Source organism: Tenacibaculum sp. 47A_GOM-205m, from assembly GCF_000518405.1.
Lineage (GTDB): Bacteria > Bacteroidota > Bacteroidia > Flavobacteriales > Flavobacteriaceae > Polaribacter > Polaribacter lutimaris.
Window position 1 is genome coordinate 188,170 of sequence record NZ_JADN01000003.1, and the last position, 14,997, is coordinate 203,166.

At 34.3% G+C, this 14,997-nt stretch carries 10 protein-coding genes; 3 read left to right on the forward strand and 7 right to left on the reverse strand.

All coding sequences use genetic code 11. The annotated features are described in order from the left end of the window. Positions 1-17 precede the first annotated feature (17 nt). From N534_RS0100930 to N534_RS0100940, 3 genes are read left to right on the forward strand one after another with little or no spacing between them, the layout of a single operon-like run. Positions 18-7,031: a gliding motility-associated C-terminal domain-containing protein gene (locus N534_RS0100930; protein ID WP_028890685.1), complete on the forward strand. Its 7,014-nt coding sequence runs from the start codon at positions 18-20 to the stop codon at positions 7,029-7,031. Positions 7,032-7,041: 10 nt separating this feature from the next. Then, positions 7,042-7,980, forward strand: a complete 939-nt coding sequence (locus N534_RS0100935) for a type IX secretion system membrane protein PorP/SprF (RefSeq protein ID WP_028890686.1) — start codon at positions 7,042-7,044, stop codon at positions 7,978-7,980. An 11-nt stretch (positions 7,981-7,991) separates the two neighbouring features. Next, positions 7,992-9,869, forward strand: coding sequence for an OmpA family protein (locus tag N534_RS0100940; protein ID WP_028890687.1), 1,878 nt, complete (start codon positions 7,992-7,994; stop codon positions 9,867-9,869). A 276-nt stretch (positions 9,870-10,145) separates the two neighbouring features. On the opposite strand, the gene N534_RS14215 is transcribed toward N534_RS0100940, so the two are convergent. From N534_RS14215 to N534_RS0100975, 7 genes are all read right to left on the reverse strand, one after another. Further along, positions 10,146-10,418 (reverse strand): ParA family protein, encoded by a 273-nt coding sequence (locus N534_RS14215; protein WP_081728255.1) that lies wholly within the window; start codon positions 10,416-10,418, stop codon positions 10,146-10,148. 69 nt (positions 10,419-10,487) lie between these two features. After that, positions 10,488-10,868 (reverse strand): DUF6730 family protein, encoded by a 381-nt coding sequence (locus N534_RS0100950; protein WP_028890688.1) that lies wholly within the window; start codon positions 10,866-10,868, stop codon positions 10,488-10,490. Between the two features lie 2 nt (positions 10,869-10,870). After that, positions 10,871-11,629, reverse strand: a complete 759-nt coding sequence (locus tag N534_RS14220) for a relaxase/mobilization nuclease domain-containing protein (protein ID WP_051435807.1) — start codon at positions 11,627-11,629, stop codon at positions 10,871-10,873. Between the two features lie 3 nt (positions 11,630-11,632). Beyond that, positions 11,633-11,923 carry a mobilization protein MbpA gene (mbpA, locus tag N534_RS0100960; RefSeq protein WP_028890689.1) on the reverse strand — a complete coding sequence of 97 codons (291 nt, stop codon included), beginning with the start codon at positions 11,921-11,923 and terminating at the stop codon, positions 11,633-11,635. A 72-nt stretch (positions 11,924-11,995) separates the two neighbouring features. Beyond that, positions 11,996-13,060, reverse strand: a complete 1,065-nt coding sequence (locus N534_RS14225) for a DUF6371 domain-containing protein (RefSeq protein ID WP_051435808.1) — start codon at positions 13,058-13,060, stop codon at positions 11,996-11,998. 197 nt (positions 13,061-13,257) lie between these two features. Continuing rightward, entirely contained in the window at positions 13,258-14,598 is a 1,341-nt protein-coding gene (locus N534_RS0100970; protein WP_028890690.1) for a DUF3987 domain-containing protein, read from the reverse strand. A 90-nt stretch (positions 14,599-14,688) separates the two neighbouring features. Next, positions 14,689-14,979, reverse strand: a complete 291-nt coding sequence (locus tag N534_RS0100975) for a hypothetical protein (RefSeq protein WP_028890691.1) — start codon at positions 14,977-14,979, stop codon at positions 14,689-14,691. Between the last annotated feature and the right edge of the window lie 18 nt (positions 14,980-14,997).

Consider the following 14,997-nt stretch of genomic DNA (forward strand, 5'->3'; position numbering starts at 1 on the left):
TTCTAAAAAGGGGGATAATGAAGGTGTTTTTAATGTTTGTATTAACAGTAAGTGTAACAGTTAATGCACAAGTAACACCATTTACCATGGTTGTAACGCCCGTAGACGAAACCTGTACTGGTAACGGGCAATTTATTATCGATATTGACAATACCGAAACAGGTGCCGAGTTTGAATTTACAATCTACGAATCCTCAAACCTAGTAACTCCTATACGAGTAGAAAGTACTACAGCTACAGGTACTACACTACAACATACCATAAGCGCATTACCAAGTGGTACTTACCATGTAATTGTTACACAAACGGTTGGTATAGAAACTAACCAACAAGAAGCAGATGTAACTATAGCAAGTAATATAGAAAATTTGGCTTTTACTTTATCTCAAGAACCGCTTTGCTCAGGCGCCGATATAACGGTAAATGTAACAGCAGGTAATCCGGATACTTACGAACTGTATGATACATCCAACACTTTAGTAACAGGCCCTCAAGCCTCTAATATTTTTTCATCTGTTGCGGCAGGCGATTATACGGTTGTAGTAACTGATGTGTGTGGTAATAGTACGTCCTTAGGGGTTACGGTAACAGATGACCCAGCAGTTTATGGTATCCAAAGAAACAATGGAATATATGGTTTTTGGACAAAGGAAGATTGTAATACAATTAGGCATATTGAAAAATTGCAGTATAATGGTGGTAACAATATTCCCGTAGTTCGTTTTCCTATAGATGTAGTCATAGAAATTCAGGATCCGTTTGGAGGGCCTAATACGGTTATAAACAGTACGTGGACTTCTAATGCCGACAATAGTCAACTGGTTTTAATACCATTTCATGACGGGCAATCCTATGATTACACGGTTACGTATACAGATGCCTGTGGAGTAGTCACCACCCGCACAGATACCATTAACGCTACACCTTCAACTCGTTTAAGACAATTAGTAGCTAACTGTGGTACAAAATTTCTTCGTATGGATTTATTTCGTTATCATTTTGCTCCTGTTGAAGTAGCATTTACGGCATACCCGACAGGTTTTGATCCGGCCGATTATAATACCGATTTTACCCCAGGAGCATATTCGAATACTTATAATACATTACCTAATGCAGTACTTTTTGGGGATGCTTCTTCAGTAGGAGTGCCAGAAGGGAACTACACTATTGAGACAACGTCTTGTGGTAGAACAGAGATTAAAAATTTTACGATAGTTAATAATGTATCTTACAGTATTAATGTTCGAAGATATTACTCCGGTTGTGGAGATAATGAGGGTTCAGTCAATTTCTATATTAAAACAAGCAGTTCTTCAGCCCAAGCAGACAATCTTGTTTCTGTAAACATTACTTCGGCACCAGCTGAGTTTGTTACCAATTATGGAGCGTTGCCTTACGATGTGTCTTATAACATTGCTTCAAATGGGCAGTTTTATATGAACTCCCTACCTGCTGGAGATTATACTGTAGAAGGTATTGGGGAATGTGGTTTACCCGCAACAGGTAGCTTTACCATTTATGATAAAATCGTTACTTCTACAGTAACACCAGCCCAAAATTGTGGTAGCTTTAATGTTTCAGCATCAATTTCTTCTTATTTAGGAAATGAAGTAATGTGGCTTCAAAAATATTATCCCGCATTAGGACAGTGGGGACATCCTACCACTGGAACTTTATACACTGAAGGAAATCAAATAGGATCAACAACAGGTATGCAGATAAATGGGTCTAACAATAATTCAGGGTATCAAACTGTTTCAGGAACTCTTAATAATATAGCGGAGACAGGACATTTTAGGGTTGTAGTACAATCTGTAATTCATAGTAATGGAATATCGAATAATTTTTATTGTAGAGAAACTTTAGATACTTTTAATACACCTTCCAATGGAATTAGTTTAAATAATTATTATGTAGCCAACTGTACAAGTGGTAATACCGAGTTGGTTATTGATGCCATAGGTGTTCCCCCTTTAAATTATAGTATTACCGAGTTTGATGGTGCACCATTAACTATAGATAATGGTACCGACCCTGTATTTTCAGAACTGGCACCGGGAGAATACACTGTAGAAATTGATGATAGTTGTGGCAATACGGCTGTTTTTACCTTTAAAACAGATGAGGTAAAAGCACCGGTAATAGTACCAGACAATTTATGCGATGGCGAAACAGGTAAATTATTTATAAATGGGTTATCCTTTTTAGATATCGAGTGGACAAAAGATGCAGATCCTACAGTTATAGCAACAGGGAACACTTTAACCTTTAATCCTTACAGTTCTGCAACCGATGAGGGGACGTATTATGCTACATTAACAGATCCTTCCAACCCAAGTTCCTGTTTTGCACAAACCTTAAGTTTCACGGTAACAGACCCACAGCTGGCACAAGAAGCAGGAACAGGGCAAACCGTTGATATTTTACAACAAAATGTAGGGTTAATTAATTTGTTTGATTATGATACCGCCCCTTACGACAATTGGGGAACGTGGACAGACCTGTCTAATACAGGAACATTAAATAATGAAGTATGGGATGCTTCTACCATGACCGTAGGTACGTATCAATTCGAATACAACGTAGGTGGCACTTGCTCAGGCAACGATACCACCGTAGTAACCATTAATATTATTGCCTCTGATTTAATAACCAATCAAGACGACCTAACTAGCGTTTGTCCTTTTGAAGAAGAACTGGCTATTGGCAATGTAATGGATAACGATACCGAGTTTAGCAATCCTGTAGTACAAGCCAATTATACAATTAGTGAAGAAACCCCCGACCCCGAAGGAATATTGAGTGTCAATGCCGACGGTACGGTAGATATAGCTGCTGGTAGTTTTCCAGGGCAAACCTATACCTTAGAATACCGTATTACAGAAAATGCCAACACAAATAACTATGCTATAGGAACGTTAAATGTGACCATTGCAGAAGACACCACACCACCAGTGATTACCTGTCCAGCAGATGTAGAAATTTTAAGTTCTGCATTAGACCTTTCGGGCAATTATGGTACGGCTACCGCTACAGATGAATGTGGCAATACCTATGTTTCCTATACAGATGTTGTTGTTACTGGCGATTGTGCAACGGGCGATACCATACAACGTACATGGTATGCCTATGATGATAGTGGTAACTATAGTACTTGTGTACAAAACATTGTATTTAAAGATGATACCCCACCAACCATTACCTGTCCGGCAGATATTACGGTAGAGTGTGGCGATTCAACAGAACCGATAGATACCGGAGAGGCCACCTATGTAGCTGATAATGTCCCATTGCTTGCTGAAATAAATTACATAGGTACTAATAGTTATGGTGGCACTCAAATAGTAACTACGAGTGGTTATAGAATTGGACAAAGCTTTACAGCTACTTCTACTGGTCAAATTAATGAGATTACTATAATGTTGTTTCAATTGGGGGCAAGTGGAGAAGACCACACATTAGATCTTTACTTAGATGCAGATCCAGGCAATGGAAATATTATATCATCACCAATGGTAACAAATCTTCCGTTACCTAAATTAGGTGGAGGGTTTCAAGATGCTGATGGAAATCCAAGTACACCACCTGTATTAGTGCCTGGCCCGGGTCCAACTAATAGTTATCCGGTAACGTTTAAGTTACCTGCACCATTTATGGTTACAGCTGGTCAATTGTATCGAATTGAATTAACTTCAAGTGACAATACCAGTAAGGTTGCTTGGATGTCAGAATTTAGTGATATTAATTCTGGTGGAGGAAGAGTTTTTGATGGTGTCCAAGACGCACTTGATTATTTCTTTGAAACAACAATTTATAGCACTCAAGTTGATGAGCCAGTAACGGTTACCCATAATGATGTAGAAACCATTACTTGCGGTAATGCAAAAACTATAGAACGAACATGGACAGCTACAGATGAATGTGGATTATTTACAGAGTGTGTTCAAACCATCACCGTTCAAGATACAACAGCGCCTGTTTTTGTAGAAGCTTTACCAGCGGATGCAACAGTAGAGTGTGATGCAGTACCGGCAGCGGATGTATTAACAGCTACTGATACATGTGGAGCTGCAACAGTAAGTTTTAATGAGACTACAACAGCAGGTTCATGTCCAAACAGTTATACGTTAACAAGGGAATGGACTGCAACAGATGCTTGTGGATTAACAACAGTACATACGCAAACCATAACAGTTCAAGATACCACTGCCCCAGTTTTTGTAGAAGCTTTACCAGCAGATGTAACGGTAGAATGTGATGCAGTACCCGTAGCTGAGACTTTAACAGCTACCGATACCTGTGGAACAGCCACAGTAACCTTTGCAGAAACAAGAACCGATGGAGCATGTCCAAGCAGCTATACCTTAGCAAGAACATGGACTGCGACAGATGAATGTGGATTAACAACGGTACATACGCAGACTATCACGGTAGAAGACACCACACCACCTACTTTTGTAGAAGCCTTACCAGCCGATGCAACCGTAGCATGTGATGCAGTACCCGTAGCTGAGACTTTAACAGCTACCGATACCTGTGGAACAGCCACAGTAACCTTTGCAGAAACAAGAACCGATGGAGCATGTCCAAGCAGCTATACCTTAGCAAGAACATGGACTGCGACAGATGAATGTGGATTAACAACGGTACATACGCAGACTATCACCGTAGAGGACACTACACCACCAACATTCAACACCACACCACCAACAGATGCTATCGAGGTAGCCTGTACAGAGGATATTCCTGCTGCTGCAACAATTACTGCAACAGATAGCTGTGGTGATGCAACAGTTTATGTAGACGAATTACGTACCGATGGTGCTTGCTTTGGTCAATATACTATCGAACGTCGTTGGGTAGCTATTGATACTTGTGGTAATCAAACTGTTTCAGACCCACAAATTATTACAGTTAATGATGTTACTGGTCCAACGTTTAATGAAACTTTACCAGCTGATATAACATTAGAGTGTACAGATACAATACCAGATGCCGTAGAGCTTACAGCAACAGATTGTACTAATCCAATAAATCAAAACATACAGAATCTAACAAATGACTTTTATCTTGATATGAATAAGATAATCAGTAATTATGATTCTAATAACTCAGGATTTGGAACAATATTTTCAGATATATTAGTAACAGATATATTAGAAGATGGTGTTTCTCAGGATGTGATAGACTATTTTAATGGTGTTACAGTATCACTTACAACAGAAGCAGTATCAGGAGCTCTTAACCCTCGAGTACGTCAAAACAATGTGGGTTTTGCACTTTATAATGGAAAAATTACGCTTACATTCTCAGAACCAATAACCTTCCAAATATCTGGAAATCCTACATTAACAAGTGGAGAAAAATTGACTTTTTCTGGAGATGGAAATCAGCTATATCCATTCCCAGGATCTCCTGGAGTTAACTTTTTTGGTGACCAAAATATAGTTACTACACTTACTAGTCCTTATATAGTTTATAACTCAGGAGATGTAACTGTTCAAAATTCAGCTCAGGTTTTTGGAGGAAGAGGAACTTCTCTAATTGCTCAACAAGAAGAGCCTACTTCTAGTATAGCACAGTTATTCGTATCTGTATTTATGCCAGGAGAAAGTAACATTCCTGTAACTTTTGATGAAGAAATTGTTGAAGGAAGTTGTGCAAACAATTATGAAATCGTAAGAAATTGGACAGCTACAGATGTTTGTGGCAACGAAACCGTACATACGCAGACCATCACCGTAGAAGATACGACTGCACCAACATTTGTAGAAAGCTTACCAACTGATGTAACCGTAGAATGTAATGCCGTTCCAGTTGCTGAAACTTTAACAGCTACTGACAACTGTGGAACAGCTACAGTAACTTTTGTAGAGACTACAACAGCAGGATCATGTCCAAACAGTTACACATTAACAAGAGAGTGGACAGCAACTGATGACTGTGGCAATGAAGCCGTTCACATACAAAGGATAACTGTTCAGGATACAACTGTACCTGTAATCGCTGCTGCACCAGCAGATACAACTATTGAGTGTATTGATGATTTACCAGCAGCAATGGATTTAGCATGGACAGATAACTGTGATGCTGGTGGTATGGTAACTAGCGTAGACGGACCTCTTGTAGGTACTGCTTGTGGCGGAACCATTACCAGAACTTGGAATGTTGCAGATGCTTGTGGAAATAATGCAGTAGAAGTATCACAAGTATTCACAATAGAAGATACACAAGCCCCACAATTGGTATCCACATTAGAAGATATAGATGTAGAATGTGATGCAATTCCATCGGTTCCAACTTTGGAGTTTACAGATAATTGTTCTTCAACTGTAACGCAAACAAGTTTTGAAGAAACAAGCACATTTGATGGAAGTGATAGTGATTATACAATCACAAGAACATGGACGGTAGCAGATGACTGTGGGAATGTAGCAGACTTTACACAATATATTACAGTAACAGTAAAGACCTCTGTGACAGAAATAGCAGATTCAAGATGTATTGAAGATGGAACAATTGACTTGAATGATTATTTAGCTACTCAAAGTACAGGTGGAATCTGGGAGGTAACCCAAGGAAGTGTAACGTTATCAGACGGTGGGATTTTTGATCCATCAGGTTTAAACTTAGGAGATTACATCTTTACCTATACATCATCAAATAGTGAATGTTTAATAGCAACAAGAGTAACTATTAATATCAATGACGATTGTGTAGTGTTGACATGTAGCAGAGAAGATGTGGTAATTTCCAAAGCAGTAACTCCAAATGGAGATTCATGGAATGAGTTTTTCGAAGTTACAGGAGTAGAATCCTGTGGTTTTATAACCAAAGTACAAATATTCAACCGTTGGGGAGCTAGAGTTTATGAATCAAACAATTATGCAAATAATTGGAACGGAGTTTCAGACGGATCTACGTTTGGCGGAGCAGAAAGATTACCAGCCGGTACATATTATTACATTGTAATATTAGAGAACAGTGGTTTAAAACCATTTACAGGAGCAATTTACTTAGGAACAAAATAATATAATAGCTATGAACCATAATAATAAACTATTACATGCAGTTGTAGTACTGTTTTTTACAACAGTTTTAACAGTTCAATCACAACAGCTACCCCAGTTTACTCAGTATATGTATAATACAATATCTATAAACCCAGCTTATGCAGGTAGTAGAGAAGTATTGAGTATTGTAGGGTTACATAGAAGTCAGTGGGCGGGATTAGATAGAGCCCCAGAAACACAAACTTTATCTATTCATACTCCTCTTAGAAATGATAAGATAGGATTAGGCTTATCATTTATAAATGATCAATTAGGATATGAAAACTTTACCTATTTATATGGAGATTTTTCATATACGATTCGACTTAATGAAGAAGTAAAGCTAGCCTTTGGACTAAAAGCAGGGTTTACACAATATAACATTGATAATGCTTTAATAGCTGCAGAAGGGTCAGATCCGGGAATTTCAGGGATTCAAAATAGATGGGAACCAAACATAGGAAGTGGATTGTTACTACATACCAACAAGTGGTATGTAGGGCTTTCTGCCCCAAGACTATTAAATATAGATCATAATGATTTGGTAGTAAACGGTATTAATTACGGAGTTATAGATAGGGTAAGCTATTACTTAACAGGAGGGTATGTTTTTGATTTAAGCGAGAATGTAAAATTTAAGCCAGCAACATTAGTTAAAGCAACCAACGGAGCACCGTTATCATACGATATTACAGCCAATTTTTTATTCAACGAAAAGTTTTGGTTAGGAGGTTCTTACAGGCTAAATGAATATACAGGCGCTTTAGGTGCTTTGGTAGACTTTCAAGTATCCCGGCAGTTCCGAATAGGTTACGCATATGAGCACCCATTATCAGACATAAATCAGTATTCAAATGGAACGCATGAAGTACTGTTAATGTTTGAATTGCATAAAGTAAATAGAGTTAAATCTCCTAGATATTTTTAAAAAGCATAGTTATGAAGACAAAAATTACACTTTTACTTTTAATTTTTACATTCTCATATTCATTTTCACAAAAACGAGTAGCAGATAAGTTTTTTAGAGACTATGCTTATGTAAAAGCAGCAGAGTTTTATGAAAACGCAGTAAAGAAAGGAGATAGTACAAGTTATACGTTAGCAAGACTAGGCGATTGTTATTATAACAACTCAGACTCAAAACAAGCGGTTTATTGGTATCAATTAGCCTCAGAAAGTGAAGAGGGTTTAAGTAAAGAGAATATTCAAAGATACGTACAAGCATTAAGAAGTATTGGAGAATATGAAAAGGCAGATAAATGGTTAGAAAAGTTACCCGATGCTAAAGGCGGCGTATCAAAAGAAGATTATGAAAACCTGATGAGCTTAAATAACGATACGATTAATATTTATAATTTAGAGATAAATACTAAAAACTCGGATTTTGGACCTTATGTAAGAGGAAATACATTTGTTTTTTCATCAGCAAAAAACAAAAAGGGTAAAATTTATGAATGGAATAATGAGCCTTATTTAGACTTGTATGAAGCGAAAATAAATGTAGAGAATGGACTAAAAACTATAGAAGATGTAGCGCCAATAGCCTCTTCAAAAATAAACACAAGTTTTCATGAATCAAGTGTAGCTATAACAAAAGATGGTAGCACCATGTACTTTACCAGAAATAACTTAAATAAAAGAGATAAGTTAGATTATGATAAAGAAGGAACCTCTCACTTAAAAATATATAAAGCTACGTTGGTTAATGGACAATGGGATAATATAGAAGAACTTTCATTAAATGATGAAGTATATTCAAGCGGACACCCAGCATTGAGTCCAGATGAGAAAACCCTATATTTTACTTCAGATAGACCAGGAGGTTATGGTTTAACAGATATTTACAAAGTAGCAATATTACCAGATAGAACTTATGGAGCTCCAGTAAACATGGGAGATAAAATTAATACAACAGGAAGAGAAATGTTTCCTTTTGTAGCAAAAGACTACACACTTTATTTTTCTTCGGATGGGTATGCAAACTTGGGGTTGTTAGATATTTATAAGTCAAGTATATTAAATAACAATTCATCAGAAGTAAAAAACATAGGAGCACCTTTTAATAGTGGTTACGACGACTTTGCCTTCTTTTTAAATGAAGACAATAAAACAGGTTATTTTTCATCAAACAGACCTGGAGGAAAAGGACACGATGATATATATAGCTTTGAAAAATGTAAGCAATTTATATCAGGAAAAGTCTTTGATGAAAAGACAAAAGAGTTATTATCAGAAGCGTTAGTAGAACTTGTTGATTCAAGAGGGAAAGTTTTAGAAACAATTACAACACAGGCAGATGGTTCTTACTTTTTTGAAGTTAATTGTGGAAAGAAATATGTTCTCAGAGGCTCAAAAAGTGATTATAAAGACGATTTAAAAGATGTACTAACGACCAATGATGATAATAAGAATATAGAATTAGACTTGTATTTAACCTCATTAATAATAGGAGATGAGATTGTTATAAATCCAATATTTTTCGATTTTGATAAATGGAATATTCGTCCAGATGCAGCCTATGAGTTAGAGCATATAGTACAGGTATTAAAGAATCATCCAAGAATGAATATAAAAATAGAATCTCATACCGATAGTAGGGGAAGTGATAGTTATAATGAAGTTTTATCGGATAAGAGAGCAAAATCTACTAGAGATTATATATTTTCAAGAGGAATAGCTACCAATAGAATAGAAAGTGCTATAGGTTATGGAGAAAAACACTTAGTAAACAAATGTTCTAGCGGCGTTCCTTGTACAAAAGAGGAGCACCAAGAAAACCGACGATCAAAATTTATAATTATAAATGATTATAAATAGTTAAGATAAGTAATAAGTTTCCCGTAGAGTAGTTTTCCTTAGTCCCGATTCAATGAGTATGTTGGATTGGGACTTTATGTATTTACCTTAGGGTTGTAGAGAAAATGCAGCGTATGTATACTGTCTTTTGTTAAAAGTTTATTTTTTTCTTTATATCATTACATTATTAGTTTTGTTTTTGTTTTCAATGAGACCTCTATGATACTTTTAATAGTTAATAGATCTAAGACATCAGCTTTTGTATGTATGATGATTAAATCAACTAATTGAATAAGCTCAGGTAATTGACTGGATAGGTAAGGAGGGGGTATCGATAAAAATGAAGTCATATTCCAGATTTTGAATTTGATTAATCTTCCCTTTGTAAGGAATAATATCAAAACCAGAAGCTAATTTTTTAACTTGAGATAAACTACCTTGTAAATCTAAATCAAGAATAACTACTGAAGCGTTTTCAGATATGTTTTGAGCTAGGTTGAAAGTAAACGTCGATTTACCTACGCCACCTTTTTGATGTGTGATTAAAATAATTTTTCCCATGTTAGTCATTATTTTTCCATTGTTGATATTGTTTGAGTGCTTCAGGATTCTTTTTGAAAAACTCTTGGATATGATTCGTTATTTCTTCACCCCCCCCCCCCCCCCCTTTATATAGCTAGTTTCCTCTACATTTTTAAATTTTTGATATTGATAAAAATTTATTGAAATACTCAAAAGACAGATAATGAAAAACGAGCTGAATAAAACTATCATCCACTTTGGAACAATGATGGTTTTATTCAGTTTGTTTTGAAGTGTACGAATTTGATTTTGTTGTTCTTTTAAGGTAGAAGTTAGTTCACTGTTAAACTCTTTAAAAACTGATTGAACTTGAGAAGTGTCAACAGTAATCTTGTGATTTTTAATTTTATCAGTGTCTTTACTTAATTGATTTACCGCTTTTTGAAAACTTTCAATTTCCTCGATGAGTAAAGCAGTTATTTCTTCGATTTTAGCCATGATTATTTAGTTATAGAGATTTGTTTAAGAGTAGCTTTTGCAATTTCTAAGAATTTACTTTTGAGTTTGTTTATAGATAAACTTCTATGTACCTCGCTACCTTTTAGATTGATGTTGTTAAGTTGATATCGGAATCCTTGAAGTTGATTAGATTTATTTATTACAGGTTTAACTTGGATGTTAAATTGTCTCATTTGATTGATATACTGCTGATAATTCTCAGGATGAAAAAGCTTAAATGAAAGCTCATGCTTTTCTTTGATATATTTTCTAATTTCTTTTAAGTTCTCTAATTTCTGTTCTTTGACCTGCTTAACAGTTTGTAATTCTAGCTTTTCTGCGACTTTTTCTGCTGTTTTTTGTGAACGTTTTCCAATAAAATTGTCTTTGTAAGCTGTTCCATTAAAATCGATTCGATTCACATATAAATGAATATGCTTATGGTTTTTGTCGTTGTGAACAAATGCAATTGCTTGATGATTTTCTAATTTTAAGTCCTTAACAAATTCAGAGGTTATTTTATTAAGATCTTTTAAGTCTAGTTTTTTACCATCTTCAATAGTTGGACTAATAACAAAACTGAAAGTATTACGTTCGCATTTATCATTCATCGATTGAATGATTTTGAACTCTTCAGTAATTTCTTTAGGATTTTCACCTGCTAGATTTTGCTTATAAACTATTTCTGCATCTTTTTCTTGATTCCATCCATATTCGATGGAAGCTTTTGTATGTGATATTGTTTTTCCTTTACCAATCATTTTTTAAAATTTTTTAAGATGATTTTTTATTTCATCAGCCGTTTGATATACTTTTTGATACAAATCAGGATGTTTGTTTTTTATCAAATTTCCAATTGATTTAAAATTGTTGTGATACTGTACAAGCATTTTGTAAAGAGAAATTTGTTCGTCTGTTAATCGTTCAGAAATTTCTTTTTCATTTGCGGATTTTCTGCAAAACTCACTTAACGATAAGCCAGCTTTTTTTGCTTTAACTTTTAAAAGTTTCTTTTCGTAAAGACTACATCTAAATTCGATTTTATAATTTTTCATATTGCTGCTCAACTTTTGCGACCGTAGGGAGAAAAAGCGAGATTTGTCCTGACAAGGACACATCTCGAAATACTAATCAATTTTAATTCTCCTTCCACTACTATTTGTTAGTTCAAAAACCTCTACAAGGGTCTTAATGTTTTTATTTTTCATATACATTTTTAGAAGATTACTATTTGATTTAGATTCAATTTTTCGTGGTTTAATATTTAGGTTTTCTAAAAAATAATCTGCGATATCAAGCCCTTTTTTTCGATCAGATTGAGAGCATTTTTGTTCTAATAAATTGGAGACTAGAATGTCAAATCCTTTCTTTTGATATTCGATAGATTTCTCTTTCCACTTTATAAAAGGAGATAGATTTTGCTTTTTAATTCCTAAGTCTGGATAGAGAATGATTTTACGATCTTTCAAACTCTCAATTTTTGATAATGATAGTCCACTCAAACTTCCTGTCGCTAACCATAAAAATTTATCAAAGAGCATACTCATAATACAAGCTGTTTTTTCTGATTCAACAATAGCAATAGGTTTTGAATATTTAGATAAGAGATGCTCACCAAACAAACATTGTTTTAAATTAAAATTATCAACTTTTTTGTTTTTCATTAGATATGAATGAACCCAGTTGATGTATTTCGTCCTTTTCCCATCAGTGCTATAAATAATGATTTTTCCTCCTCTTATTTGGTTGTTTTTATCAATTTGCCAGAAAATGGTTCCGTTATTCCAAAAATCAGCTGTCCCAATTCTATAGTCAGTAATCATCTTTTGAACTTTGACTTTGTCAATTTTAGAAGTAAGAAACTTTATGAATTGATTTTTATCATAGTTGTTTAATGAAGAATCTAAATCGGAATCACTGTGATAAGAAGTCTCCAAATTTTCAATAGCTAGCTTGTTAGCATCATTAATTATATAATTATAGGTTTCTCCATTATTCTGGAAATATTGTTTAGGAGGATGGTGGTATCCGCAATTTATTTCTCTATCACATCTGCCAACTTTTTCAGATAGATATTGCCCCGTTTCGTTATCTATGTATAGAACAAATCTCTTCTTACCACATTTAGGACATGTATGTTTTGTTGATTTTTTATGTAGTGTATATTTATACATACAGTTCACTTTCCTCATTTTGTTCCTTTTTCTTTATTAATAGGAGGTTGAGAGATGATTCTATGTTCATTTTGTTTTCATTTTGTTCACTTTCTAAATAAATTAGATTATTATTTTTTCATTTTGTTCACTTTTTGGATTATTTTAACTGGTGTTAAGTTTTTGTTTGTTAGCGATTTATGTGTTTAAAGTGAAAAAATGAAGAAAGTGAACTCCTATATATCTATCTTCTCATATTTACCGTGTGATATTCGTTTAAATAATTTTTTGTCTTTTAGTATTTTTTTAAACTGTCTATCACTGATTCTTGGTTTACCTTGAATTAGTTTGCAAGCGATTTTTATTCCTTCACCTGTTGAAAATTTATTAGGTAATTCCTCGAATATTGTTCTTTGTAATTCAGTTAATCCTTCAAGGTATCCTTCGTTGGATATTATACGTCTTACTTTCATTGCGTTATGATGAAAGTAATTATAGAGTTCAATGCCTCCTTTTATTGCAAAAAGCTCTATTTGATCCTTAGACTTATTATCTGTAATATGATGTAACAATTGTATTATTAAAGAAAATCTAATAACGTATTGTTGTAATTTGATATCAATACTGCGTTCAAAATCAAAAAGGTGGTTTTCGGGTCTATTGTTTTGCCAATTAAAAAGGTGTTGTTTAGCTTTTTTTTCAATTGGAATTGAGATTGATGATTCTATCGAATCGCATAACTCAATAAGGTTAGAAATAATATTATAATAGTTCTCAAGCTTTTGAGGAACAACATTGTCTATATTCCACTTGAGTGTCTTCTGATTTTCAGGGTAAACAAATAAGAGCCTGTCTAAAAATCCATTTGTAGTCCTGCCATCTTTTCCAAAAGATTTTAAAACTGATATTTGAGCACTGCCAATAACTCCAATAAAAGGATCTTCAACTCTGAGGCTCTTACCAGACGCTCTATCGGAAGAAATTGTAGTTCCTGACCATAAACTTAAATAGAATTCAGCTTCACCTGAATTATTATACCGGTTAAAACCTCTTAACCAACCTAATAACTCATCAACATATATTGTAAGTCCTTTTTTATTATTTGTATGATGAAGTATTAATGCTTCAGGAGTATAATCAGTAATTAAATACTTGCTTAGTTTTGGTTTTATTTTATTTTCATTAGTTGATTCTTCGTGTTTTTTTAGAAGTTTTTCATATTCTTCATATAAGTGGTTTTCTTTTATGTGGATTGGTTTGAAACAGAAATTTAAAGCATGACTTTTACCATCACCTGGTCTTCCAACGATAACAGTAAAAAGGTTACATTTTTCAATCCACCCTTCTTTGACTTTGACTTTTATTTTATTACCAATAGCAGATGCAGCAGTATTTAAAATACCAGCGCATATATAATCAAGAGCGAATTGAAATTTGTTATTAGTTTCATAAACTACCTCTTGAAGTATTTTGGGTAAAACATTTGTAGGGAATAGATTAATATTTGTACCAACAAACTTTTGGTAATCAAGTTCCAAGTCGATATTTTCGACAATACGAAGTTTTGGTTCACTCATTTTTTATGGTGGATGTTTTACCGTATATTTGTCTTATACGGTAGTTAATACTGTTTTAGAAAATATTTAAAGCGTAATGGATGAGAGCCATTACGCTTTTCTTTTGTATTTGAAGTTTTTCAATGTTTGGTCTTCATTGAAAATCTGGTAGTGATGTATAAGTTTTTTACGAGGGCCGAATTCTTGAGCTTCTATAAAACCAGAAGTAACGTAGTTTCGAATACTTTGATAGTCCACGTGTAGTAAATCTGCAACTTGATGATAGGTGTAGTATTTGTTCGTGTAGTCTTCTTTAGGAGCATTTTTAATATCTAGAACAATTTTCTTTAGTTCAGACAGTTGATTAAAAATATGCCCAAAGGGATCGTTGAAGTTTTTCATGATAAAAATTTTATTGAC

What these genes read in the sequence shown, in the direction of transcription:
- mbpA (WP_028890689.1), bottom strand. Translation starts at nt 11,923, where the DNA reads ATGAAAAATTATAAAATCGAATTTAGATGTAGTCTTTACGAAAAGAAA.
- N534_RS14225 (WP_051435808.1), bottom strand. Translation starts at nt 13,060, where the DNA reads ATGAGGAAAGTGAACTGTATGTATAAATATACACTACATAAAAAATCA.
- N534_RS0100975 (WP_028890691.1), bottom strand. Translation starts at nt 14,979, where the DNA reads ATGAAAAACTTCAACGATCCCTTTGGGCATATTTTTAATCAACTGTCT.
- N534_RS0100970 (WP_028890690.1), bottom strand. Translation starts at nt 14,598, where the DNA reads ATGAGTGAACCAAAACTTCGTATTGTCGAAAATATCGACTTGGAACTT.
- N534_RS14215 (WP_081728255.1), bottom strand. Translation starts at nt 10,418, where the DNA reads ATGACTAACATGGGAAAAATTATTTTAATCACACATCAAAAAGGTGGC.
- N534_RS0100935 (WP_028890686.1), top strand. Translation starts at nt 7,042, where the DNA reads ATGAACCATAATAATAAACTATTACATGCAGTTGTAGTACTGTTTTTT.
- N534_RS0100940 (WP_028890687.1), top strand. Translation starts at nt 7,992, where the DNA reads ATGAAGACAAAAATTACACTTTTACTTTTAATTTTTACATTCTCATAT.
- N534_RS14220 (WP_051435807.1), bottom strand. Translation starts at nt 11,629, where the DNA reads ATGATTGGTAAAGGAAAAACAATATCACATACAAAAGCTTCCATCGAA.
- N534_RS0100930 (WP_028890685.1), top strand. Translation starts at nt 18, where the DNA reads ATGAAGGTGTTTTTAATGTTTGTATTAACAGTAAGTGTAACAGTTAAT.
- N534_RS0100950 (WP_028890688.1), bottom strand. Translation starts at nt 10,868, where the DNA reads ATGGCTAAAATCGAAGAAATAACTGCTTTACTCATCGAGGAAATTGAA.